The organism is Candidatus Villigracilis affinis, from assembly GCF_016705895.1.
GTDB lineage: Bacteria > Chloroflexota > Anaerolineae > Anaerolineales > Villigracilaceae > Villigracilis > Villigracilis affinis.
Genome location: NZ_JADJKT010000005.1, coordinates 74453 through 99891 on the forward strand (window position 1 = coordinate 74453; position 25439 = coordinate 99891).

The 25439-nt window shown below is 52.7% G+C and carries 24 protein-coding genes; 4 read left to right on the plus strand and 20 right to left on the minus strand.

What is annotated here, in order from left to right; all coding sequences use genetic code 11:
- Positions 1 to 15: 15 nt before the first annotated feature.
- From IPI86_RS02990 to IPI86_RS03035, 10 genes are all read right to left on the minus strand, one after another.
- Positions 16 to 1149: a glycosyltransferase family 4 protein gene (locus tag IPI86_RS02990; protein WP_345296501.1), complete on the minus strand. Its 1134-nt coding sequence runs from the start codon at positions 1147 to 1149 to the stop codon at positions 16 to 18.
- A gap of 53 nt (positions 1150 to 1202) precedes the next feature.
- Entirely contained in the window at positions 1203 to 1994 is a 792-nt protein-coding gene (locus IPI86_RS02995; protein ID WP_345296502.1) for a hypothetical protein, read from the minus strand.
- A 35-nt stretch (positions 1995 to 2029) separates the two neighbouring features.
- Positions 2030 to 3166: a hypothetical protein gene (locus IPI86_RS03000; protein WP_345296503.1), complete on the minus strand. Its 1137-nt coding sequence runs from the start codon at positions 3164 to 3166 to the stop codon at positions 2030 to 2032.
- Positions 3167 to 3231: 65 nt separating this feature from the next.
- Entirely contained in the window at positions 3232 to 4137 is a 906-nt protein-coding gene (locus IPI86_RS03005) for a lysylphosphatidylglycerol synthase transmembrane domain-containing protein (protein WP_345296504.1), read from the minus strand.
- Positions 4130 to 5092, minus strand: coding sequence for a glycosyltransferase family 2 protein (locus IPI86_RS03010; protein ID WP_345296505.1), 963 nt, complete (start codon positions 5090 to 5092; stop codon positions 4130 to 4132). The genes IPI86_RS03005 and IPI86_RS03010 overlap by 8 nt, the downstream gene beginning before the upstream one ends.
- Complete coding sequence (locus IPI86_RS03015) at positions 5089 to 6909, minus strand: glycosyltransferase family 39 protein (RefSeq protein ID WP_345296506.1); 1821 nt, start codon at positions 6907 to 6909, stop codon at positions 5089 to 5091. The genes IPI86_RS03010 and IPI86_RS03015 overlap by 4 nt, the downstream gene beginning before the upstream one ends.
- A gap of 198 nt (positions 6910 to 7107) precedes the next feature.
- Positions 7108 to 8070: a GDP-mannose 4,6-dehydratase gene (gmd, locus tag IPI86_RS03020; RefSeq protein ID WP_345296507.1), complete on the minus strand. Its 963-nt coding sequence runs from the start codon at positions 8068 to 8070 to the stop codon at positions 7108 to 7110.
- Positions 8071 to 8109: 39 nt separating this feature from the next.
- Positions 8110 to 9702: a hypothetical protein gene (locus IPI86_RS03025; RefSeq protein WP_345296508.1), complete on the minus strand. Its 1593-nt coding sequence runs from the start codon at positions 9700 to 9702 to the stop codon at positions 8110 to 8112.
- 99 nt (positions 9703 to 9801) lie between these two features.
- Positions 9802 to 11082: a formylglycine-generating enzyme family protein gene (locus IPI86_RS03030; protein ID WP_345296509.1), complete on the minus strand. Its 1281-nt coding sequence runs from the start codon at positions 11080 to 11082 to the stop codon at positions 9802 to 9804.
- A gap of 64 nt (positions 11083 to 11146) precedes the next feature.
- Complete coding sequence (locus IPI86_RS03035; protein ID WP_345296510.1) at positions 11147 to 12811, minus strand: SH3 domain-containing protein; 1665 nt, start codon at positions 12809 to 12811, stop codon at positions 11147 to 11149.
- 159 nt (positions 12812 to 12970) lie between these two features.
- On the opposite strand from IPI86_RS03035, the gene IPI86_RS03040 reads away from it, so the two are divergent.
- Both IPI86_RS03040 and IPI86_RS03045 read left to right on the plus strand, forming a co-directional pair.
- Positions 12971 to 13411, plus strand: a complete 441-nt coding sequence (locus IPI86_RS03040) for a Rid family hydrolase (RefSeq protein WP_345296511.1) — start codon at positions 12971 to 12973, stop codon at positions 13409 to 13411.
- A gap of 107 nt (positions 13412 to 13518) precedes the next feature.
- Positions 13519 to 13782, plus strand: a complete 264-nt coding sequence (locus IPI86_RS03045) for a hypothetical protein (RefSeq protein ID WP_345296512.1) — start codon at positions 13519 to 13521, stop codon at positions 13780 to 13782.
- Positions 13783 to 14698: 916 nt separating this feature from the next.
- On the opposite strand, the gene IPI86_RS03050 is transcribed toward IPI86_RS03045, so the two are convergent.
- The 10 genes from IPI86_RS03050 to IPI86_RS03095 form a co-directional block, all read right to left on the minus strand.
- Positions 14699 to 15841 carry a glycosyltransferase gene (locus tag IPI86_RS03050; RefSeq protein WP_345296513.1) on the minus strand — a complete coding sequence of 381 codons (1143 nt, stop codon included), beginning with the start codon at positions 15839 to 15841 and terminating at the stop codon, positions 14699 to 14701.
- Between the two features lie 4 nt (positions 15842 to 15845).
- Positions 15846 to 17165, minus strand: a complete 1320-nt coding sequence (locus tag IPI86_RS03055) for an oligosaccharide flippase family protein (RefSeq protein ID WP_345296514.1) — start codon at positions 17163 to 17165, stop codon at positions 15846 to 15848.
- Positions 17166 to 17278: 113 nt separating this feature from the next.
- Positions 17279 to 18259, minus strand: coding sequence for a GDP-mannose 4,6-dehydratase (locus IPI86_RS03060; RefSeq protein WP_345296515.1), 981 nt, complete (start codon positions 18257 to 18259; stop codon positions 17279 to 17281).
- A gap of 13 nt (positions 18260 to 18272) precedes the next feature.
- Positions 18273 to 19595 carry a nucleotide sugar dehydrogenase gene (locus tag IPI86_RS03065; RefSeq protein ID WP_345296516.1) on the minus strand — a complete coding sequence of 441 codons (1323 nt, stop codon included), beginning with the start codon at positions 19593 to 19595 and terminating at the stop codon, positions 18273 to 18275.
- Positions 19596 to 19718: 123 nt separating this feature from the next.
- Positions 19719 to 20363: a uracil-DNA glycosylase gene (locus tag IPI86_RS03070; RefSeq protein WP_345296517.1), complete on the minus strand. Its 645-nt coding sequence runs from the start codon at positions 20361 to 20363 to the stop codon at positions 19719 to 19721.
- Complete coding sequence (gene rimI, locus IPI86_RS03075; RefSeq protein ID WP_345296518.1) at positions 20353 to 20841, minus strand: ribosomal protein S18-alanine N-acetyltransferase; 489 nt, start codon at positions 20839 to 20841, stop codon at positions 20353 to 20355. The genes IPI86_RS03070 and rimI overlap by 11 nt, the downstream gene beginning before the upstream one ends.
- Positions 20838 to 21506 (minus strand): tRNA (adenosine(37)-N6)-threonylcarbamoyltransferase complex dimerization subunit type 1 TsaB, encoded by a 669-nt coding sequence (gene tsaB / locus IPI86_RS03080; RefSeq protein ID WP_345296519.1) that lies wholly within the window; start codon positions 21504 to 21506, stop codon positions 20838 to 20840. Before tsaB ends, rimI begins: the two co-directional genes overlap by 4 nt.
- The gene (gene tsaE, locus IPI86_RS03085) at positions 21506 to 22003 is read right to left on the minus strand and encodes a tRNA (adenosine(37)-N6)-threonylcarbamoyltransferase complex ATPase subunit type 1 TsaE (RefSeq protein ID WP_345296520.1); all 498 of its coding nucleotides are present in this window, start codon (positions 22001 to 22003) and stop codon (positions 21506 to 21508) included. The genes tsaB and tsaE overlap by 1 nt, the downstream gene beginning before the upstream one ends.
- A gap of 83 nt (positions 22004 to 22086) precedes the next feature.
- Positions 22087 to 23325, minus strand: coding sequence for a glycosyltransferase (locus IPI86_RS03090; protein WP_345296521.1), 1239 nt, complete (start codon positions 23323 to 23325; stop codon positions 22087 to 22089).
- Between the two features lie 67 nt (positions 23326 to 23392).
- Positions 23393 to 23605, minus strand: a complete 213-nt coding sequence (locus IPI86_RS03095; protein ID WP_345296522.1) for a DUF951 domain-containing protein — start codon at positions 23603 to 23605, stop codon at positions 23393 to 23395.
- 195 nt (positions 23606 to 23800) lie between these two features.
- Here IPI86_RS03095 and IPI86_RS03100 point away from each other — a divergent pair, with 195 nt between their 5' ends.
- Both IPI86_RS03100 and IPI86_RS03105 read left to right on the plus strand, forming a co-directional pair.
- Entirely contained in the window at positions 23801 to 24742 is a 942-nt protein-coding gene (locus tag IPI86_RS03100; protein WP_345296523.1) for an MBL fold metallo-hydrolase, read from the plus strand.
- Positions 24726 to 25433, plus strand: coding sequence for a Crp/Fnr family transcriptional regulator (locus IPI86_RS03105; RefSeq protein ID WP_345296524.1), 708 nt, complete (start codon positions 24726 to 24728; stop codon positions 25431 to 25433). The genes IPI86_RS03100 and IPI86_RS03105 overlap by 17 nt, the downstream gene beginning before the upstream one ends.
- Positions 25434 to 25439: the final 6 nt, after the last annotated feature.

A 25439-nucleotide genomic window follows, 5' to 3' on the forward strand; every position in this document is an offset into this window, starting at 1 on the left:
GTTGCAAGTTAAAGGTCAAAGGTCGGTGGATTTTTTCAGAGCGAGTTGATACTGTTCCGCGACTTTTTGCCAGGTGTAATTTTGTTCGACATGCAGGCGCGAGGCTGTGCCCATTTTTTCGCGCAAGGTGGAATCGGTCAATACGATTCGCAGGGCGTCGCGCAATTCGGTCACGTTCTCCGTTGTGACCAGCAACCCCGTTTCGCCGTCGAGAACAAGTTCTTCACTGCCTGCGATTCTCGTCGCCACCACGGGCAATCCGCTGGACATGGCTTCGAGCACGGCGTTGGGCATGCCTTCATGCCGTGAGGGGAACAGGAACAGGTTCGAGCGATGATACCACTGAGTCAATTCGGCGCGAGATTGCCAGCCGAGAAAGGTGACACGGTCGCTGAGCCCGAGTTCGTTTGCCAGCGATTTGAGCGCATCCAACTGCGGACCGTCACCCGCGATATTCCAATGCCAGTCGAGGTCTTTGAGTTGGGCGAGGGCGCGCAAGCCGAGGTCGAGTCCCTTTTGGTGGACAATGCGCCCAACGGAAAACAAGCGCGCGGGAGCCCAGTCACGCGATTCGTTCCTGTATTGATTCCCGTCCACGCCGTTGGGGATGATGGGAATCTCGATGGACGAGTCAAATGCGAGCGCGAGGTCACGCAGTCCGTTGCTGTTGGCAATGACCGAGTCCGCTTGATGCCAGATGACGCGCAAAAACGGTCCGACCATTTTATGAAAGGTCTTGAAATCATAGGGGCGGAAGCCAGGCACATCTCCGCCACGCAGGGAGACAATGTACGGAATGTGGAAAAGTTTTTTCAAAAGCCAGGCAACTGCGCCCGAGGGCACGCCGAAAAATGCCAAGGTGGCGTTCGGCTTGTTTTGCGGAATCCAGTTCAAGCTCCAGAAAGAAGCGGAGGCGATGAAGGTCAATTGCTCAAAAGCAGTCGAGCGATCCTGTCTGCGGCGCAAAGATAAGACGCGGTGAATCGTCACACCATCACGAGTTTCCAAATGAGGCTGGTCCTCGAAGCGAGCCGTGAGCACTGTGACCTTGTGACCCAGCACAACGAGGCAACGCGCCAGGTTGGCGCTGGCATTGCCTGCGCCGCCGCCGATGGGTGGATACTCGCTGTTGATGAGCAGAATGTGCATTTTGATAGCGGATTATAGCAACGGATAAACGGATGGAAGCGGATGATGAGGGTTTATTTCAAAAATGGATCTTTACAATCAGCGTTGTTTTCGCGCGGAATAAAAATTTGAATATTGGTTGAAGAAAGAGTCTCAACAGGTTTGTAGGCGCATAGAATCGGCGTGCCGATGAAACGCACCCAGGCGTTGTTCTCCTCGATGAAGGCGCCCTGTTTTTGCAGTGTAAATTTTTGCTCCTCGGCGATAATGATGGCAAAGCGATGGCCTTGCAAGTCGGAGTAAAACTTTTCAAGATAATCGCGATTGCCCGACATCGCCATCTCCATCAATTCCATCTGTTCGTATTCGGGCACGAGCGAAATATTTTTCAACTCATCGAAGATCAACAACTGACGTTCAGTGACAAGCAGGATTTCACCCTGTGCCTCTTTTGCGGATGTCTGCAACATACGGATATCCGCTTCGACAAGGATTGAATCGTAACTTTGGAAGAATCCAATTTGCGGCAGCGCGAATCCAAGCGGGACCAGGAAAGCTGCCACCGTTACCGACCAATGACTCAGCCCCCAAACAGGATTCGCTCCGCGCTCCCCTGCCACCCGCCCACCGATGAAGGTCGTGACGATCAACGCCAGCATCACAAGGAAGGCATCCATGTTGTGCAAATCTGCGCCGCCGCCGATCTTCACGCTGACGATCATGCCGCCAGCAAAAAGCACAAAGAGCAATGAAGCCAGCGCCAGCCAGCGCAGCAGATGCAAATGAGAAAGCCTTCCACGGATCATTTGAATGAACGCAAAAATCAACGGCGCAGAGACGATCGCAATTCCCAATAAAATCCCCATTGGGAAGGTTTCATTCGGAAGCAGGCGGCTCCAAATCAAATCAGAAGTAAAACTGGAACCGAAATTACGTGCATCGGCATTGCCTGAAATGGCAATATAAATGCAAACTGCGCAGTGAACGCGGCAGCAAGTCCGCAGACGCCCCACAGGAATGGGGTCAGCCAGTAACGCCAGCCCTTCCCTTCAAGCGGCGTTTCAAGCAAGTAGATCGCGATCGCCAGCATCGCAGGGACGGGAAACCAGTTCACGCGGCTCGCCCCCGCCCACAACGAAGCAAGGACGATGAAGAGCAACGAGCGCCACGGATGTTTTGTTGAAACACCCGCCAGAATCAAAATGACACAGACCTGCAGGTGATAGTACACTGCGCCTTGAAAAAAATACACGAACGCCCACGCGGTGAGCGCGAATCGCATCCACCCTTTGAGGTTTAAGCGGCGAATCAAAAACACGGAAGAGGCTGCGGTCAGGCCGATCCACAACAGCGACTGCCAGAGGCGATGCGCCCAAAGCGGCAAACCGTCCACCAGGAATGGAAGCGACATCAAAAAATAGCGTGTGGGATGCAAAAACGGAAGCGCGAGTTCCGTTCCGTACAGCGATTTTGCAAAGAACAACGAAGCGTAATAATGCCGTCCCGCTTCAGAATAGCCAATGGAAAATGGATACGCCGAGACGATGGTCAGGTGGCCAAAGGTTTGATAGACCACCCCCTGCACAAGCACGATCACCGCAAAAAGCACAGACCAGTCTTTGCCTGTCAGCAATTTCAGGCCGAACGCCTGCAACAGGCTCGCCCAAAGAAAGACCCAGAAAATGGGTGCAATTTGCGGAAGGATATTTCCAAAGAAAAAGAGGCGAACCACCCAAACCAAAGAGAAGCCGAAGGCGAGCAACACAAACCCAGCCAACTGGTTGAGTCTGCTTTGCGGGATGGCAACCAGTTTTTCGGTCAAGAAGGAAGCGCGATCGCTGGAGAGTTGTCGCAGCACGAACGCACCCGCAAAAATGTTCAATGCAAACAAACCCACCAGCAAAATCCATTTGGAACGCCAGAGGGTGATCTCCAACTCAGCCACACGCTGAACGGTCTGGTAGATGGCCAGTCCGCTCAGGAGGATGGTGGCGGTGATGAATGTTTGCCAGAAGATTTTCGGGGAGGTTGGTTTCATTGCGGAAGCAGACCTGTGTCGTTCAAAAATCGGGCGGAGTGAGATCCGCGACTCCGATATCAGGTTTATCTTTCGTCAACTTCCTTGCTGTTCATTGCCGCAAGGATGGATGGCAGGAAGTATGCACCTGGCAGGCTGGTGATGAGAAAAATGATGCGCACCAGCACAGCCACCGTGGCGCTTTCTGATTCGGTCAGCCCGCCGAGGCTGGTGAGCAAAAACGTCATCGAAAGTTCCTGCACGCCGAGGCCGTTGATGGAAATGGGAATCAGGGTCACGAAATAAGAGAGGGTGTACATGCCCGCCACCAGCCAGAACGAAAGGCGGTGACCGATGCCCAACAGCAGAAAATAGACCATCAAATAAATGAACGCTTGATTGCCCAGCGTAGCCAACAGGGACCCAAACAAGGCAGAGGGTTTCTTCAGCCAGATTGAAAGCGATTCGAACGTGCGGCGGACAAAGTCCATGCCTTTTTGGAGGAGAGCGGAAAATGCAGCAGATTGAGCCGCGCCGTTCGAAAGCGCGAAAAGCGGAACCAGCCCAAAGGGAAGGGCCAATGCCATTCCCGCCATCCCCACCAAACGGTCCACAACGAGCGAGGCGAGGCAAATGGCGCGGTCATACCCAAGCTGCATGGCGCCGGTCAAGCGCACCACATCCCCGCCGATGGTGGTCGGCAAAAAATTGGAAGAGAAATTGCCGGTAAATGTCAATTCGACGGAACGCAGAAAGGAAATCTTCACACCCGCTGAACGCAGCAGGATATGCCAGCGCAAAATGGCAAACAACCGCGAAACGAGCAAAACAACAAGCGCCAGCCCGAAATACCCCGGTGAAACACGGCGGAAGGCGGAAAACAATTCGCCATCCCCCTGCTCCTGGATCAACACCGCCAGAAGCACCAACGCCAGAACACTGCCGAATCCGCGCGCAACGGTCTGACGGTTTTTGCTGAGCCAGTTAATCACGCGGGTCCTGCTCCAGGTTGATCATGGTGCGGATGGTATAGGTGGGTTTGCGCTGTGACTCATGATAGGTGCGGACCAGCAGCTCCGCGATCAGGCCCAGCAAAATGGATTGAAACCCGAGGATGAAGAACATCGCGCTCATTTGAAGCAGCGGCGAAGTGGCAATGGCGACCAAAAAGAAAATGCGGCGCACAAAAAGATATAACATGATGATGGCGCTGACCACCATGAGGAATCCGCCCGCACCGCCAAACAGATAAATGGGCTTCGAGGAATAGGAGATCAGGAATTTCACGGTGAACAGATCGAGCACAACTTTCGCGGTCCGCTCCAGGCCGTATTTGGTTTTGCCATGCTTGCGCGGATGATGATTGACCGCCATCTCGGTGATCTTCGCGCCAACCGAATGGGCATAGACCGGAATGAAGCGGTGCATTTCGCCATACAAGCGGAAGCCTTCAAGCACATCGCGGCGATAGGCTTTGAGCGTGCAGCCATAATCGTGCAAATGCACCCCGGTCACACGCGAAATGATGCGATTGGCGATCATGGATGGAAAATTGCGGGTGATGGCATTGTCTTTGCGGCTCTTGCGCCAACCGCTGACGAGGTCATAGCCTTCGTCCAGTTTGGCAAGCATCATCGGGATGTCGGCGGGGTCGTTCTGCATATCGGCATCCAACAAAACGATGATCTCGCCCTGGGCATAATCAAGCCCGGCGGCAATGGCCGCGGTCTGCCCGAAGTTGCGGCGGAACGAGATCACACGCACATGGGCGGGGTCTTTTTTGGCGTATTCGTTCAAAACAGCCAGGCTGTTATCCTGACTGCCATCATCCACCAAAATCACTTCCCATGTGCGATTCATTGTGGGCATGACCTTGTTAATGGCTTCGAACAAAAGCGGCAGGTTATCCTGCTCGTTATAGACTGGAGTTACGAGAGAAAGATTCATGGCAGCCTGTGAAATATCCTTAGTTCAGACCCATCCTCGCAGGAGGGGGCCACGGGCGGTTTGGGGTACTCTTCAAACTCTTTCGGATTCAGAAAATCCTTCCAGAGTGTGTAGCGTTTGGCTTGAATGATGAAAATATCGGCACTGGCTTTCCATTCTTCCTTCAACTCGGTGTTCCAGTGACTGAAACGGGCCAGCGTATCGGCATCACCGCCGATGCGGTAGGAATAGCCATCATTGATCTGCGCCGGGAAAACGCGCGCCTGCGGAACATACACCATCGGGGTAAAGGACAATCCGCCGTCCCAATATACCAGACTATCCGCGGGGATGAAACTTGCAAGGTGAGCGCCGACCTGCTCATTGGCAACCAGCATATCCGTTTCACAGTCAATGCTGCGGCCGCCCACATGCAGCAGCGGAGAAAGGATCAACCCCATGGCGATGGACAGGTTGAGCAAAACGAAGGCAAATCCCGGGCGGGCTTGAGAATCCTTCATGCGGCGCGTGAGAATGCCTGCCATCAACAGGACCGCAAGCCCCACCAGCAAACCCAGTGCCGCAGAAATATATCGCTTGACCCAAATCAATTCCGTGCCGAATTTGTTGGTGATAAACGCCAACAGGGTGGTCGTGCCCGGCAGAAATTGTCCACCGCTCATGCGCGGAACAGGGAGATCGAGGAAAAATCGGCTGAGGCTGTCGAAGGATGAAAATCCGAATCCTGTCGCAAGGGTGAGCAGGGTCGCTGCGCCGAGAAGCAGAATCCAACGGGACGGAGTTCGATTCGCCAAATGCGAGAGGACGATCACCGTAAAAAGGATTCCCAGCGGATCGAAAAACGACAGGTATGGCGTAAAGCAATAGACACAACTATAACTCTCGTATTGACTCGCCACCGCCGCCCAACCGTGCATGGCGAAGAGGATGAAATATGTCAGGGCGAGGAACAAAGCCGCTCGCATGGCAGGGACAGTTTTCCAGTCACGTGGGATGCGCAAAATCATCAGCGCAAAAATACTCCCAGCGGCGGGAATGAAATGGTAGCGGATTCCCTGAAAGAAGGCGATCGTCCGATTCCAAAAATCGATGGATGGATCCCAAACGGGAACCGCTTCCTTCGGCAGGCGAAACGGATTCAGGAAAGGCGTGAGGCCATCGGGGAGCCACGGCGCCCAAATGGTGAGGATATTGGGCCAGTAATAAATGTGGACTGCGAGAAAGATAGCCGAGGCGGCCGCAAAAGAAACGATTCCTTTTTGTTTGCCGTGCTGCCAAAAGACGTACAGAACGAGCAAAGGCAATACCACGACCATGTTCTGACGCGTCAACACGGCCAGCGCACCGAGAATTGACCCCGCCACGATCTGCCAAATAGGACGCTCCTCCGCAAGAATGAAAACGCACATCCATGCCAGCATGCAGGCAATGATGACCTCAGAAGCAGTGATGGCGTGGATCTTGATCACCGTCGGCGCGAGCGCATACGCCCAAACTGTGGCCGTCGCAAACCAATTCCCAGCCCAGCGGCGGGCGGTGATCCACGTCCCCAAAATGGCAAGCAAGCCGAGGAAGATCATGAAAAAGCGCCCGGTGCGCAGACCAGCACCGAAAATATATTCAGCAAAGCCGGGGATCAAAAATGCAAAAGGAGCCTTATTGGTCAACGGACCATAAGGCTCGAAAGGTTCGTACACGCCGTGCAGATAAAGATATCCCTTGAAAAGATAGGAGCCTTCATCCAAGCCGGGGATAGTGGTATGTGCGTAACGCCATGCCTGCGCTACATATAAAATCACCCCTAGGATCGCAAGCAACCCCGGCGCCCAGGATCGCCAATCTTTTCTTGTAAAAGCCGAAAAACTTAACCACGGAGGCACAGAGGCACGGAGTTTTTTTGATCTTTCCTCAGTGTCTTCGTGTCTCTGTGGTTCAGAACTGGTTTCAATATTACGACCTTGCATTCTACGCAAGAGACCGAGCGGAATACTATTCATAGAACCAATGGAAAGGGTCTATCCCTTTTTCAGCCGCGCCAGATCCGAATCCACCATCATGGTGACCAGGTCATTGAAAGAGACCGCAGGCTCCCACTTCAATTCCGTTCGCGCTCTGGAAGGGTCTGAGATCAACAGATCCACTTCGGCGGGGCGATAGAATTTTTCATCCTGCACCACGAACTCTTTGTAATCCAGGCCGGCACGTGAGAAGGCAATTTCGCAAAACTCGCGCACGGAATGGGTTTCACCCGTACCGATGACATAGCTATCGGGATGATCCTGCTGGAGCATCAACCACATGGCTTCCACATAATCGCCTGCAAAGCCCCAGTCACGCTGAGCTTCGAGGTTGCCCAGGCGCAGTTCCTTCGACATGCCCAATTTAATGCGGGCCACGGCGTCCGAGATCTTGCGGGTTACGAATTCCAAACCGCGGCGCGGGCTTTCGTGATTGAACAGAATGCCTGAGGTGGCAAACATATTGAACGACTCGCGGTAATTGACCGTGATCCAATGTCCGTACATCTTCGCCACACCATACGGGCTGCGGGGGTAGAACGGCGTGGATTCCTTCTGGGGAACTTCCATCACCTTGCCGAACATTTCGCTCGATGAAGCCTGATAGAAACGGATCTTCGAATCGACAAAACGAATGGCTTCGAGCAGGCGGGTCACACCCAACGCGGTCACATCGCCTGTCAGCGCGGGTTGATTCCATGAGGTCGGCACAAAGGATTGCGCCGCAAGGTTGTACACTTCGGTCGGGCGGTATTCTTCAAGGAAAGAAAGCAGAGACCCCTGATCGTGCAAGTCGCCCTGTACGACGGTAATATCATCCAGAATGTGCTGGATGCGTTCGTAGGTGACCGTGCTCGAACGGCGCGCAACGCCGATGACACGATATCCCTTCTTCAATAGGAACTCAGCAAGGTAGGAACCATCCTGACCCGTAATGCCAGTGATCAATGCAGTGGGCATAATTACTCCTTCTTCAAAATTCAGACGCTGAATTATACACTAAGGACTGTTCTTTTTTCCGTCCCGCCACCAGCCCCCCAACAGGATCAAAACCCAAACACCGAGAATGACCGCCACCATTTGCGAGAACTGAAGCTGTCCGCCGAAGTGAAAATAACGATTTGCATACCATTGGCCAAAGACCAGCAGAAAAACAACTTCCATCGCGACCACGCGCAGGAACCACGCATTGCGAGTCTCACGCCACCAAACCCAGACATGCCCCGCAAGAATGGCCTGCCACAAGAACATGATCGTACGATAACGCGGATTGTCCCATTGATCGGCACCGCCGCGCAGAGAGGTAAGCAGGACCCAGAACCACGCCACCAGACTCAGCCAGATCAAGAGCTTGCGCTTCTCATCTGACTGTTGGCCTGCTGCCGCTCCAAAAGAGAGGATCAGCGCCGGTAGTAACGCGTACCAGCCCACAGCGCGTGCGATCGCAATGATCCGCCAGGTGACTGTGGTCGGCTCTACAAAGGCAGCGGGCAAAACGGGTTGGAAAATTCCATAGACCAGCACAAAAGGCAGGCGCAGCCACTTCGGCATTTCATCGAACAATTTTTGCACCCAGCCCGAACCGCGCTCCAAATGATGCAAATCCATTTTGATGGCTTCGCGCAGAAAATTGTTGATCACCGCCAGCGGAGTCCCACCCCCGAGGTTTCCCTGCCTATCCAAAGTGGAGGCCAGCCAGAACAACCCCGCAATGAACACGACAGAAATCGCCAGCGCCCCCCACCACGAAAGTTGACTGTGCTCCCGTGTGAAATACACCCAGCCTGCAAAAAGAACCAAAGTCACCAACGCCACCACGGGTGAAACCAGCAGCATACCGAAGATGCCCAGCCCGAACCAAATTAAAGGTTTTTTATCCTGCGTCTTTTGCCAAAGGACAAATCCCCATAATGTAAATGCACTGAACAACATCAAATATGGCTCACGCATCGAAGACCCGCCGAGCAAAATGCTTTCAGGGTACAACGCAAAAATCCAACCTGCAGCAATGGCCACCTTCTCTCCCCATTGCAAGGTCACAGCCTTCCATAAAAAGGACAGGCACAACGTCCCTGCAAAAGCGGCGAGCAGAACCAGAATCAGCGGGCGATGCGCATCGGATGAGATGTAACGATATACAAAGGTACTGATGGCCAGCAGACCGCCGTATTGGTCGTAGGCGAATTTCTTGTTGAACGCATCTGAAATGGGATGATCCGACTGCGCAAAATCCCAGGCCTGCAAATCGCGGCGATGCGCATCGGTATAGACGTAACCCGCCTTATCGTCTTCATCCGCAAAACCATCCACGGGCAGGGCAAGGTAGGTCGCCACACCGCCGAAGAAACGCAAAGCGAAGGCGATGGCGAGCATCCATGCAAGGATCTTGTTCACGCTGGGCGTAGTCGAAGCACCGCCTGCCCACCGCGCTGAAATTGTGAGAAGCAGGAAGCAAAGAAGAAAGAGGAAAGAAAATTCCAGCCAGCCGAAAAGCCAGTTACCCGGTTGAATGAAAGACAGAACCGCCCCAAGGCCAAGCGAAAGCGGCAGCAGCCAAATGAAATCACGTTTGAAGGTGCTAAGCATATCCATTTTTTACCACAGAATGGGGATGCAAACCAAAGTGGAATCAAAAGCCAGCCCGGTGAACTTTCATCACCGGGCTGGCTTGATAGGTTTCCCTTTGGAAGTTTACGGTTCCGAGATGCTTCTGGGAATACTAAAGGTTGAATTCTGCTTGTACTTAACCTCGCGAATGGTCACCTTGTAAGGACCCTCGCCCATAAACTCGATCTCAAACACTGGCACATCGTCGCGAATGATCGCGGAGAAATCCTTCACATCGCCGATGGGCTGTAATCTTGTGTCACCAACTTTTACAGCGTAGACAAGCCCATTGTTCGCGCAATAGACGAAGAACTTTTTATTGGGGCCAACGGCAAATGCGCCTTTCGCCAGCGGTCCGATCTCGGATGTGCTGCCGTTGGCACAAACTTCAAGATAGATACCCTTCGGTGTATCCTTTTCAGTGATGATCACATCGGTGGAACAATCAGGCTGAGAAGAGGGCAGGGTTGGGTTTGCGCCTGAATCATCTGTTACTGGAACAGATCCACTGGCACAACGGAAACCGAGGCTTACCGAGGCGTAGGTAGGATCCCCTTTGAAACGGAAAGTAGTGCGCGAAAAATCATAATCTGAAGACCATGAGCCTCCGCGGGAAACTTTTCTATCGCTTGTCTCTGGCCCCAGGGGATTGGACGAAGGTGAATTCGCATAATACTCTGCAGCATACCAATCCGCGACCCATTCTTCGACGTTTCCGGTCATATCATAGGCGCCGTATGGGCTTACACCGCTTTCGTAAGCGCCGACTGGTGTGGTGTTGCCAAGGTTTACATTGTAGTTGGCAAAAGTTTGATCGATCTCATTTCCCCACGAATAGAGACGTGCATCCGTGCCGCGGGCGGCCTTTTCCCATTGCGCTTCCGTCGGCAATTGCGCCCCACGCCATTCGCAGTAGGTCTTTGCCATTTCCCATTCGACATTCACAACAGGATAATTATCGAATTCAGGGTTGCCGTAATACACTTCACGGTCTCTTAATCCAAGGTCTGTTGGCGGCAAACAAACACCTGCAGCGACACAAATCCCATATTGCGCGTTGGTCACTTCATATTTGTCGATGGAAAAGGAATCGAGGTACACCTTGTGCTCCGGACCTTCATCCGGGTAACCAAAGCTGCTGCCCATGATGAATTCACCTTCCGGGACGAGAACCATGTCTGCGGGTGGGGCTTCAATCACTGCATCTTCGATTCCTTCAGTAGGGGCTGCGGTCACAGTTGGTGCTGACAATACATCCGGGGTTGCAATGGGCACATCCGTGCCGCTGCCTGTCAGCAGGGTTTGACAGGCGAGTACGAACACAAGAATTATTGAAATAAAGATCAATGGGCGCTTTGTTTTCATGGATTCTCCAACAGTAAATGATCGATTGTATTATGAGGATACGAGGTCATGCATTTGATAATCTCTACGGCCACGGCTCGATGAAGTAGGCATTGAAGGTGCCTTCGGCGAGCCAGCCTGAAATGCCGTTACGCGTTGGGACTTTGACCTTCCAATAGACAAAGGCGTCGGTGCGGTCAAGACGCGGAGTGCAGACGGGGCCGTCAATGACTTCGAATTCGGTGCCTTCGGGCAATTGATCGATGACGTTATCTCCCGCTTCCGGCGCGGACCTGAGGCGGATCGTTTGACCGTCGGTGTAGGTGACGCGGCCTGTGGCTCCCACGCTCAGGCGGATGGGCGGGGCGGTGGGACAGGAGAAATCAGATGCGGCAGAGGGGGTGGGCGGCGGGAGGATAGTCAACTGGGCGTAGGGAATGGGGAAGTTGGACAGCCATTTGACGAGTCTTGCATCTGGCGGAATCTCTGTCCCTGAGATGCTGTTCAATTGCCAGGAGCCTGCCTCGGTGAGTGAGACCGTTTCTCCATCCCGCAAAAGCAGGTGTTTTGAATCGGGTGACCAAACGGCTTGTGTCAGGAATTCGTCATTGGTGACTTCGGTGATGCGGGCTGGGTTGGTGCCATCGGGGCGGGCGGCCATCAGGTCGGCTTTGGCGGGGGTGTTGGGTAATGGTTTGAAATACAAAACCCATTGGCCATCGGGACTCCAGTTGAGGAATTTCCCATCCAATTTGTTTTCTGTGCTGCCATCGGCGCGGATGACCCATGATTCTTTTTGAGAGTTGTTTTGGTTTTCGCTGTAAATTTCGGCCTCAAGCACAAGCCATTGACCATCGGGACTCCAGATTGGTTTTGGGGAAGCCATTTGCGGTGTGAAGGCGATGGGGCCATCGGCATAGGCTGGGGAGAGCGAAGGTGAGTGGGGATGCAAAATCTTTGCGGTTTTGGTTTGCGGGTCAATGATGCCAATGGCGTATTTGAGGTCGCCGTCTTTGTTCATCATGCCCCATGCGATTGTTTTGCCATCGGGTGACCATGCGGGGTAGGCAAGTTTGAATTCGGCCAGTTTGTATTGTCCGGGGTCAATGGGCTGGGTTTCGCCGCCGATGGTGTAGAGTGCGGCAAAATCAAGGTTTGAAAAAAGCACGGTCCTGCCATCGGGTGAGGGCAAAACGGTTGATACTGCGTGTTGATTATCGAAAATCTTTTTTTCGCCGGTGGAGGTGGATAGGGTACCGAAATAGCCCGTTCCGCCGCCCATGCCGAAGGATTTTTTGAAGAGCATGAACAGGGTATCCGACTGACCCGTTGCCCATCCGGCGACTTCATCAAGTTCGAAAAAATCGGGGTTGTTGGAGCCTGTGCAATCAAGCGGTTTTGCTTCCTTCTTTTCATAATCGAGAAGCCACGAGCATTGACTGTCGAAATTGATATAGGCGGCCTGAGCGCCATCGGGGGAGAAGTCGGCGTAGCTGTTTTCGGCAATGACCACGGCTTTGCCATCACTGCCGATCTGCCAGAGTTGATTGGAATCGGTTCCCGCATCGTAGGTGGCGTAGGTGAGCCCGGCCAATTGCGCAGAGCCTGTTTGCGGGGCAGGTGTTTCAGGGGTGGAAAATAAAATGGGCGGTGTGGGTGAGGCTTGTGAGCCGGGGTTGGTCAAGGTCTGGCAGGCTAACGAGAGGACAAGAACGGCAACGAGAAATGGCAGAACTGTCTGTTTCTTCATGGCTCCTCCTTGAGCGGTGTTGAAAACTTGTTTCGATTATATTCCCCTTTTTTATCGGTTTTGGGATGTCGGTCCAAAAAAATAGCCGCAGAGGTTCAATGGCAAAGATGGTTTTCAAAAACAGCAGGGTAAAATGCAATCAAAATACAAGGAGCAAACATGACCCCCAAAGTTGAAACTTCCACACCAGCCAATACCCCCACACCCATCGGACCGTACAATCACATCGCCAAAGTCGGGACCTTCATCACCATCGGCGGCACAGCAGGCGTGAACCCTGCCACAGGCAAACTCGCCGGTGACGATGTCTTTTCGCAAACCGCACAGATCCTGGACTCGTTCAAGGTGATGCTCGAATCCGTCGGCTCGGATCTGGATCACGTGGTACACATCAACATCTTTCTCAAGAACATGAGCGACTTCGAAGAAATGAACCGTGCCTATATCAGCAAAATGGGAAACCATCGCCCCGCGCGGACGGTCATCGGCGTGAGTGAATTACCCAAGCCCGGTGTGCTGTTGACGATGAATTTATCGGCGGTGGTGAGGAGGGGTAAAATAAAGCTGAAAAGAACTGCAGAAAGGGAAGGAAAATTTTGAAACCTATCAGCAAAATATTCATCATCGTTTTTCTGGCGGCAACACTCACCCCATCTTGTTTTGGGCCACCAAGGACCAACCCACCATCGCCATGAGACCGCCATGGCATGGTACAGACGCTGTCAAAACTCAAACAGCACACCACGCCAACACTATTACCGCAAGTTCACGAATACCCCACACCCAAACAACCGGGGTGGTATAAAGTCACTTTTCCTATTGATTGGAAGCCTGTAGATAACAAACCAAACCACTTTGCAGGAAATAATGGTGACTTTTTCGAAACGGGTTATTTGCCAGAAATGGGGTATGTAACAAATGCATTAACTGCCTGTCTCTGGTTTGCAAATATTGATGCCCATGAAAAATAAAAACCAATGGACCCCTGGGTGCTGAGACCTGTACACCATGAGGAGATTCACCAGAAGGTTATTCTATACCTACCGTTTATCACCTATGAAGTACAGGAAAATCCGGGCGACCGGAAAAGCAAGGTTTCAGTAACGGGGTTGGGACGCCCTTTTCAAGTTAACAACCAAAAAATTCGACCCTGGGGTTGTCCCCCTAAGTCCTGAGGAATCAGACTTTGGGGAGACCCTGCGCCGTCAATATCACAGTTACTGAATTCATTTTGCCTCCAGAAGCGCAGGTAAATCCTTCTGAAATCGAGTTCTACGAGTTTGTTCCAGAGGAGTTATATCGTGAAGATGCACAAGTTCCAACATCAACCCCTACAAAAGACTTTCATTGAAGAACAACTTGCCCCCGGGTATGAATTAGAATAAAGGAGAGAATTGTCGACGGCAGGCTTTTGTTCGAGAAATTTCAAGGGGTTTATCACTTTCAACCCTGGGGCCAAGTGTCACATGGGTTCCTTGTTGAAAACGGGTGGGATTACACCCAAACCCCCCCCCATTTATACCAAGAGGAATTGCTTTGGCGAAAACCACAAAACTTTGACATTCAGGTAAAAAGCACGGAAGTTTTTTTCTTTTAACAGCACTGAACCAATGTACGCCATACCAATTTCACTTGGAATGGGCACTGGATAGCAAGACCTAATCAAGATGGCGAAACCTAACGAGAAATTGGTTATCCAGAAGTGTTTTAGGGGCTTGGTCAAAACCAACTATTTCTGCAGGGTCAAGGTTGGATTCAAGAAAAAAGAAAATATCAGGATGTGGCCAGGTTTGGGTGGATAAAACAAATACTAACTTAAACCAATCTATGGCAAAAAGCGCTGGCAGTGGTTGAAAATTTGAATAAAAGCAAAAACAGCAACCGCCTTCAAGCAGTTGCTGTTTTTATCATCTTCCCCATCACCCGCTCCTCCCGCTTCACCCACGTCAACTGCTCCACATCCTTGCGCGCCTGATTCGCCAGCGCATTCCTGCGCGGCTCATCCGCGAGCAGAGACTCAATTTCCACTTTCCACTTTCCAACCTCCCCAGATTCACAAAACACCGCATTCCCCTCATGCAACACCTCTCTAATCGAAGGCAAATCTGCTGAAACGATGGCCCGCCCCGAAGCCATGTACTCGAACATCTTCATCGGGTTGATGACCTCGGCAATGTCCTGTCCACTGCTGGCGGAAATGGAACGCGAATACGGCATCAGCAGCACATCCGACGCGGCTTGATAGAGCGGGATGACCTCGTGCTTCACAAACCCCGTCATCGTCACGTTCGTCATGCGCGCCTCGGTCAGTTTTCCGCGCCAAAAATCAACCAACTCGGGCGTACCGCCCACCCACAAAAAATTCACCTGCGGCATTTGCTTCGCCAACTCAAACAACAAGTCCGCGCCGCGGCCGGGGTAAATGTGACCCGTGAATCCAACCGTCAACCCTTCAGGCAGATTCAATTGACGTCTTGCTTCAAGCGGACTCGGCAATTCGGCATATCGTTCCAACTCGACGCCGTTCGGCGCGACCAGCAGCGACTCATCCTTAAACTGGAGTTTGGTCGAGCGTTCTAAAGCATGTCTCAGCGCCGACGTTGTGACCGTCATCAGTTTGCGGCCATTTGATTTCCAAAATTGACGCAGCCACCACGCGCCCATGCGTCCCGCCACATCCGCGTGCATTTCGAGGACGACGGGATAGCCCGACCATAATCCCAGCACGGCGGATTGCGGCAGCCAGGTGTAGATCAAATCGGCGTTGAATCGTTTCGCAGCCCGCTGGGCATGGAGGATAAAGTCAAGGCGTTTGAAATGCTTTTCGGACGGAAGCAGTTCCAGGTCAGGGGCGAGGCGCAGACCGTAGTGTGTGAGCAGAGTCTGCTTTGAGGCAGGATCAGATTCTTTCGGGGCGAACATCTTCACGTCGTGATCCAACTGCATTAAAGCCTGAGTCACCTTCATCGCCTGAATCGAATTGGCGGTGAGAGATGGAATACGAGAATTGGTGATGACCGCGATTTTCATTCTTTCATCTTTCATCTTTCATTTTTATTTCTCTCACCCCGCGCAACGCCATCACACCCACCGAAGCGATGTAATAAAACGAAAGCAACGCGCCCGCCGCGAGGATGCCATATTGCGGAACCAGCCAAAACGCCAGCGCCACTTTGATCAACCCGACAACAAGTGTGACCCAAATCGGAAAATCGGGCAAGCCCAGCGAAAGCAACAGCGGACGATTCCAAAAGAGGGTGTAATTGAAAGCGAGGCCGACAAACAGCGCAAGCAGAGTGGGATACGCCGCGATGAATTCACGATGGCCCGTAAAAAGGATCAACGCAAATTGACCGAGGAAGATAAACCCCAACGCGGCAACGGCATTGACGGCAAACGCCAGCGCCGTGACCTTGCGCAAGAAACTCCGCAGCGATGCCCATGCCTTTTGCACGATGAGTCGGTTGATCTCGGGATACGTGGCCGCGATCAACGGGTCGGCGGGCACGGAAAGAAAACTGACCAGTGAATAGGCCGCCTTGTAATATCCGACCGCTTCCGTCGAAAGGAAATAACCCACCCACAACGGCTCGCTCTCGCGAAACACTTTGATGATGGTCGCGCTGATATTGGAACTGACCGCGAAACGAATCAGGGCACGCGATTCAGAAAATGGCATAAGCGGGACTCGGTGCCAGCCCGCGCCGAGTTTTTGCACCAGTTGATTTTGGGCGGTGAAAAACAACCCCAACCCCAAAATGATTTTGCCCGTGAGATAGGCCAGCAAAACGACCCAGGTTTGATTCGGCAAAAAGAAAGCTGCAGCAACGATACCCAGCGAAAGAACACTTTGAATTAAATTGATCGTGCCTTGATATCGAATTTTCCCCGTCACCTGCAAAATGCCAGTGGAAGTTTCTGTGTTGAAATTTGCCAGCAGCCCGATGGCAAAGACGATAAACAAAAGGGTCGAATTCGTTTCGCCTGTGAAAATGCGGGAAGCCCAGGCAGAAGAAATCAGCACCACCAGAAAAGCCAGCGCGGAAACAGCCGCCTCGGTCAATGCGGCGGCTTTGATGAGCGCAGATGCTTTTTCCTTTTCTCCCTTTTCGAGATGCTCACCGCCGTAACGCACGACCAATTCGCTCATGCGAAACGAAAGCAAACTGTTAATCGTGGAGGCGTAGCCCATCACAAGCGCGATCAACCCCGAGCCCGCCGCGCCCAGCAAACGAAAGACCAGCGCCGTCATCAGCACGTTTAATCCGAGACTGATGGTGTTGCTGGTAAAAAGATGCGCGCTGGAACGCAGCACCCGGCTCATCAGAGGGTCGTTTTTGAATTTGGAAAGCATGGATGAAATTATAACGCTCTGACGGGATCAATTCCCTGCCAGAGCGTTGGGATCTTCAGAGATATCCTACCCCTCTCCGTGGATCAAGTGATGGATTCATTTCTGGTAAAACTTTACGGCGTCAAAACTTCCTTCGCCCATTCGCGTTCGGCGTTGTACCAATTGATCAGGTTACCGATGCCTTCGCGCAGAGTGACCTGCGGATTCCAGTTGAGCAATTCTTTTGCCTTGCTCACATCGGCCTGATTGGTGCGCATGTCGGCCAAATTGGGCGGACCGTGCTGAACGACGGCCTTTTTGCCCGTCAGGTCTTCCACCATTTCAACAAGTTGATTGATGGTGATGACCTCGTGTCCGCCGAGGTTGATGACTTCATAGCCGAGCGGCTTCAAGGCGGCGATGGTTCCGCGTGCGATGTCGTCGATGTAAGTGAATCCGCGCGATTGATTTCCATCGCCATTGATACGGATGGGCTGACCTTCCAATATCCACTGCACAAAGCGGAACATGGCCAGATCGGGGCGGCCAGCAGGGCCATAGACCGTGAAATAGCGGACGATGGTCACGTCAATATCATACAGGTGATGATAGGAATGTGCCAATGCCTCCGCGCCTTTTTTGCTGGCGGCATACGGCTGCATAGGCTCACTGCTCGAAGCGGTTTCAGGAGTCGGGTAGGGCGGGTTCTCGCCGTAAATACTGGAGGTGGAAGCGAGGATGAACTTCTTGCATCCATACTGTCGACAGATCTCCAGCATGTTCAAGGTGCCCAAGACATTGGATTCCACGAATACCCAGGGATTATCCACACTGAAGCGCACCCCTGCCCGCGCCGCGAGATTGATCACACCATCGAACTGACGATTGACGAGCGCCGCCTGCCGATTAAGAATCCCCTTGTCTGAAATATCATCACGGACGAATTCAAAGCCCTTCATCGCTTGAAGTTTTTTCAAGCGATATTCCTTCATACGCGGATCGTACGCGTCGTTCATGTTGTCGATACCAACGACGGTATGTCCCTGCCCGATCAGAATCTCCGAAGTCCTCGAACCGATAAAGCCTGCCGCACCTGTGACAAGATAGTGTCCCATGGGTCATCCTCCATTAAAGTCGTACAACTTTTTCGCTGTTCTTTGCAACCTTGCTGGTGGCGTTGCGCGTGTCGAACACGAACTTCGCACTGTCGACGATCGCTTTGTAATCGTACTCCTTGTGATTGGTCACGATCACGACCGCATCGGCTTCCCTTACTGACTTCATCATGTCATTGATGCTGTCCATATGCCAGCCGTCGTATTCGTGGTGGATATGCGGAATATATGGGTCGTGATATTCCACGATCGCGCCTTTCTTTTGCAGAAGACCGATCACATCCAGCGCAGGCGATTCGCGCACATCGTCAATGTCGGGCTTGTAAGCCACACCCAGCACGAGGACTTTCGAGCCTTTCAAAATACTGCCGCGGTCATTCATCGCATCGAGGATGCGCGCCACCACATAACGAGGCATGTTGGTGTTGATCTCGGATGCCAATTCAATGAAACGCGCATTGTAGTTGAACGATTTCATCTTCCACGAAAGATACAGCGGATCGATCGGAATGCAGTGACCACCGAGGCCAGGCCCCGGGGTGAATTTCATAAACCCAAACGGCTTGGTGGCGGCGGCATCGATAACCTCCCACACGTCCACGCCGAGGCGCTCGCACATGATGGCGAGTTCATTGACCAACCCAATGTTGATCATGCGGAAGGTGTTTTCGAGCAGCTTCGACATTTCCGCGGCTTCTGCCGTGGAAACCTGATGCACGATCTTGATCGCGCCTTCGTACCAGGCGGTTGCCACTTCGCCGCAGGCTTCGGTGATTCCGCCCATCACCTTGGGGGTGTTGATGGTGGTGAAGTCTTCGCGGCCTGGGTCCACACGCTCGGGAGAAAACGCAAGGAACCAATCCTCGCCGATCTTGAGGTCGTGAGCAACTCCCAGTTTTGGCAGAAGCAGTTCACGGGTCGTGCCCGGATACGTGGTCGATTCCAGCACAACCACCATGCCCTTGTGCATATACTTCGCCAATTCCTCGGTCGCAGAGATGATGAACGACATATCAGGGTCGCCGGTCTGGCGCAGCGGAGTCGGCACACAAATGCTGACCGCATCCATTTCCTTCAACACGGAGAAATCTGCTGTGGCGGTGAACTTGCCGTCTTTCACGAGCTTCGCCACTGTTTCCGTTTTTACATCGGGGATATAGGAGATGCCCTTGCTCAACGCTTCGATCTTGCGCACATCAGGGTCCACCCCGGTGACATGAAAACCTGCTTCGCCAAATACCACAGCCAGCGGCAAGCCAACATAACCGAGGCCGAGGATGGCGATCTTTGCATTCTTTTCCTTCAATTTCTTGATGAGTGTTTCTTTGGTAGACATTTTTTCCTTTCACATTTTCCATCGTCCTGAGCGGAGTGACAAGCGTACTTCGAGGAACGCAGTCGAAGGACAAACTCTTATTTTTGCTCTCTCTGTCTTCGTCACCACTCAGAGCGAAGATACCTAAAATAAACTCAACTGCTTTGGTTTCTCATTCTTTGGCGCAATTGATTCCTTTTTCTTCACAACAGCCTTTCGGCCCAACGCAGCGCGGGCTTCGTTTAGTTGATCGGGCAGGTTGGCGAAATCTGCAAGAATGGACGGCTTGAGCGCTGCCTGATGCAATGCCGCCGCCGGGTGAAACATGGGAATGACAAAACGCTCACCCACCTTGCGCATCTGCCCGTGGATCGTACTGATCTTCGCGCCGGGGATGAACTTGTTCATTGAAAAGCGTCCCAGCGTCACAATGATACTCGGGTTGATGGTTTGAATTTGAGCTTCAAGATATTCATCACAGGCAGCCAATTCCTCGGGCAGCGGATCGCGATTGCCGGGCGGGCGGCACTTCACCACATTGCCAATGAATACCTCATCGCGGGTCACGCCTGCCTGGGCCAGCAACTGATCCAGAAACTTCCCAGCCGCGCCCACGAAGGGATGTCCCTGCTCGTTTTCGTGAAAGCCCGGTCCTTCGCCGATGAACATGATCTCCGCATCTGCGGGGCCGTCACCAGGCACAGATTTCTTGCGCGTTTCATTCAGCACGCAATTCGTACAAACGGATATTTTCCCGGCAAGTTGGGCAAGGGTCTCTTCAGCGCTCATCCGTTTCTCCATCGAGCAGTAATCTTTCATAGTCCGGGGATGCCAAAGTCATCAAGACCGCATCCTCACGATTATCAGAATAATATCCCTTGCGCAAGCCGCTTTCCATATATCCAAATTTGCGATACATCGTCAACGCAGCCTCATTGCCAGCGCGCACTTCCAAAAAGGATGTGACCGCGCCTTCCTCTCTTGCCATTCGCAGCGTATGGTGAAGCAGTTTTCCACCGATCCCCTGCCTGCGATAATCGGGGTGTGTTGCAAAGGTAGCGATATGGATCTCATCCACGATCAGCCATGCAACCAGCATCGCAACCACACGGCCATCCATCTCCGCCACCCAACAGCGTGAGGGCGGGTTATCTGTCAATTCAAAATAAAACGAACGCGGGGGCCAGGGCAAACCAAACGAAACCTGATCAATGGCTACGACCTGTTCCAGATCGTCCATCGTCATTTTGCGGAACAGACAGGTCATGCAATTTGCGTCCCTTCCACATGCAGGTAGATCGGCGCAAGCGAGGCGGCATCGTCCACTTCATTTTTTTGCCAGCGCGCCCAGGCCAGATCCGCAAGAATGGACGGGCGGCGCACGCAATACACCGGCGATGCCAGCAAAACATTCACACGCTTTCGAGAAAGACGGCTGCGATCCTCAGGCGATAACTCCCCCGCCACATAAGTTGGACTCTCGATCTCTTCCACCAACTCATCGACCGTAGCGCTTCGTACCGGACCTTGAACCTGCCACTCGTTCTTCACGCATTTGTATACGCTGAAAGCGATCCGCTTCCGCCCGGCCTGAATTACCGTTATCAACGGGTGCTTCCCCGCAGGCTGGGCTGCCGCGATGATATCCAAAGTGGAAATGCCGATGACCGGCAAATGACGCGCAAGCGCAATGCCCTTCACCAGTGATAATCCCACGCGCAAACTTGTAAATGAACCCGGGCCGATCGCCACCCCCAAAGCGCTGACCATGTCCATTGAAACGCCGGAGCGATTCAAAAGTCCAGTAAGAGCCGGGGCCAATTCAGTGGTGTGATGCTGACGGGTCGTCCACGTCATCTCGCCGAGCACCTGATTTCCATCATATAAAGCCAGCCCAACCTGGGCAGTGGAAGTATCGATCGCAATTAACATTACGCCCCTCCAAACATGGATTGACGGATATCATCCAGCAGATCATCGTATCGTTTGCCGTTCGCATTGAATCGCATCTGACGATGTTCCTCCGCCATGTGATCGAGATTGATCCACAGCCGTTCTTTGGGAATCAGATCACCCAGACGATCAGGCCATTCGATCACCAGCGCGCCGTCCATCATCATCGAATCAAGATCAAGCTCTTCGCCCTCAGGCACCGTTTCGATCCGATACGCATCCAGATGAAACAATTGATCGCCGTTCGCGCGGCGATATAAATTTACAAGAATGAATGTTGGGCTGGAAACCGAATCGAGCGAACCCCATCCCTGCGCAAGACCCTGCACAAAAGTGGTTTTCCCTGCGCCGAGGTCTCCCTGTAAACAGATGACATCGCCAGCCTTCAGGCTTCCGCCTACCCGCATGCCAATGCGTCGCGTTTGCTCGGGGCTTCTGCTGAAAAATTCGATGGTATGAGAATCAAGAATGGGCATCGCGGGAGAATTATACTCCCTGCGCATTATCGACCAAAGACAAAAGACGATGGACAGTGGCCCATCGTCTTTTGTCATGATCTTTAGAACTTCAATCTCGCAGAAATGCGCGAGACCAGACTTCCGCGCCAGTTTTGCAAAATGGATTCGATATAAAGAGTCTCCAACGCGCGCACCTGTCCCTCGATGGAATATTTTTCACTCAACTCCATCGAACGTTTTCCGTAACGCTTGAGTCTTTCGGGGTCGTTCAACAGGCTGAGCAGGGTTTCGCTGTAGGCAGTCACATCCAGCGGGGTTTGATGACCGTTTTCATTTTCCACGATCATGCCTTCGAAGGCTTCATCCTGCACGACCACCAACGGCAGACCCGAAGCAATCGCTTCGATCACCGAAATGGGATGCACTTCCGTGGTGGAAGCTGAAAGAAAAACAGTGGCATCGTGCAAAATGACGGGCAATTCCGCGCGGTCAACCATGCCGAGGAAATGAATGCGGCTGCTCGATTTCACCGCAGCGGCATGTTCCTGCAACTTCTTGCGCGCGCCCCCATCGCCCGCAAAAACGAGATGCGCTTCAGGCATTCGGTCTGCAATGCGGTCAAAGGCATCGATGAGAAAATCGAGGCGCTTCTCCGGGTCCACCCTGCCAACGGATAACAGGATCGGCGCATCAGGCCCCACCCCAAGCTTGCTTCTGAAACTACCGGGATTCTTCACCGCCTTGAAATTGCTCAAGTCAATGCCATTTGGGATGACATGGATCGGCCGCTTGACTTTCTGCTCCAAAAGCAGACGGTAGAACTTCGGTGAAGGCACAACGATCTGATTGCCAAGGTTGGTGGAAGTGGTACTGAACCAGCGTGCGGCATGGCGGATCACACCAGTTCCGCCGATCACCTTCAGATAATGGGTGTAATCCGTGATGGACGTGTGATAGGTATAAATGAGCGGCAGGTTCTTTGTGGAGGCGGTGAGATACGCCAGCAGCCCCACCGTCAGCGGACTATGTGCGTGCAGCACATCAAAATGTTTGCGGGTCAACGACCAGGTGCTGCGCGGCGTTCCCAACACAGCCACATAAATAGGCGGATTATTCAAGTATTTCAAAGAAGGCAGGCGCATCACCCCCGGTTGATTATCCTCATAGCCAGGAATCCTCGGCGCAAAAATGGTCACCTGATGTCCCCTGCGCTGGAGTCCCTCTGATACCAATTGCAGGGAAATGGATACGCCATTAACCTGAGGTGCATACGTATCTGTAAATAACCCGATGCGAAGCGACCCCACCTTTGGGCTGGATTGTGATTCGGTTTCTGCCATGTTTTTAATTTCTCCTGAAATTAATGGAGGTGACAGCCACCTGCGCGAAGCATGCAACTGTCACCAGCTATTTCTGTTCTTCCTTATTCTCTTCATGCTTGCTTAGATTCGCTTTTAATCGTTTTGCCAATTCACGGCGGGTCAACATGACGCGGTGCTGACAGCCCCTGCACTCCAAACCAATATCCGCTCCGAGGCGTACCACTGTCCATTCATAGGAACCGCAAGGATGCGGTTTTCGCAGTCGAAGGTGATCTTTCAATTGCAAGTCAGGTAGCATGGATGGAATTATACCGCCACGACCTGCATCCCCGCGCCGTGCGGGTTAATGGTTTGTAAACAAAGTTGGCTTAAGGCAAGTCCAGATGTGTGACATATTTCCCAGCCTGCGTGCGAAAACTTTCCTTGAGAAAAAGCCCATAAAGACGATAATAAACTTGCAAGTACAAAATGCGGAAGCAGAACGGAGGTTGCCATGAATGACAAACTGAGAATCAAATTCTGGGGTGTGCGCGGAAGTTATCCCGCCCCCGGCGCGGGGACGATCCGATATGGCGGTAACACCTCCTGCGTGGAAATCAGCGCGGGCGGGCGCACGATCATTCTCGATGCAGGCACGGGCATCATTCCGCTGGGACGCGAGTTGATGCAGCGGAAACGTCCGCTGGAGTTGATGCTGTTGTTCAGCCACCTGCATCACGATCACACCCAGGGCTTTCCATTTTTCATCCCCGCTTATGTTCCGAACACGGATTTGCACATCTTCGGCCCGGGCGGCACACCGGAGACTGTGAAGCATGTCCTCGAACACAATCAATCGGCGGAGACTTTTCCACTTAGTTTACGCGATATGGCATCCACAAAGCAGATCGAGTCGGTGCGTGAGTCACAGGTCATTGTTTGGGATGAAGAGAATGTTCGGGTTGTTGGATCAGATTCAGGGTTAAGTTCAGAGGCGGTCGTCATCCGCATTCATAAATCGTACGCGCATCCCGGCGGCGTGTACGTCTATCGTATTTCGTGGCGTGGAAAATCAGTGGTGTATGCCACCGACACCGAAGGCTACGTGGGCATGGACCGCAAATTGGTTGCATTTGCGCGCGATGCAGATGTTTTGATCCACGACGCGCAGTACAGCGAGGAACATTATCGCGGAATGCTGGCAGGATTTCCGTCTACGCAAGGATATGGCCACTCGACAGCGATGATGGCGGCTGAAGTCGCCGCTTCTGCCGAGACGGGTGAACTGGTTCTGTTTCATCATGACCCCGCCTACCCTGACGATTGGGTCGCCGCGCAGGAAGCAGCCGCAAAAAATCTATTCCCCGATTCGTGCGCGGCATTTGAAGGCATGGAGATTGCCCTCTCTCAAAGAGAGCTGGATAGAATGGATGTAAAATATGTTAAGAATGACTGAGATCAAACGCGACGATACCCGCAATATTCTTTCGGACATCAAACTGTTCGAAGGGCTTAGCTCTGCACAATTGGATTGGGTGGCAAAACATGCGCATCGGCGCATTTTCACAGCAGAGACGAATGTGCTGACGATTGAGCAGCCCGGTGAGGCGGTGTTCATCATTTTGCATGGCACGGTGAAGATCCACATTGAGCAGGGCGAACGTGACGTGATCATCTCGGTGTTGGGAAGCGGTGACATTCTCGGTGAAATGAGTTTGATCGACAGCGTAGGCCGCTCGGCAAGCGCGATCACGTTGGAAAGCTCGCTCATGCTGTGGATGGACAAGACCACCTTCTACTATATTCTGGATAACTTCCCACCTGTAGCACGTAATCTGGTGAAAATTTTGACCGCGCGTGTGCGGCTTTCGGATCAGGTGATTCAGTCACTGGCAACGCTGGATGTGAACGGACGGGTGGCGCGTCAACTGCTGGCTTTCGCCGAACGATATGGTCACGAGATCGCAGATGGGATACGGGTTCACATTGTACTGACCCAAGGCGACCTGGCCGACCTCGTAGGGGCATCGCGCAAGCGGGTCAATCAGGCGATGGTGTTCTTCAAAGAACAAGGACTCGTCAGCACGGATGCGGATGGCCGCTTTATCATTCATAACAAGGCCGGGCTAATGCGCTTTTGTGATTGAAGTAGT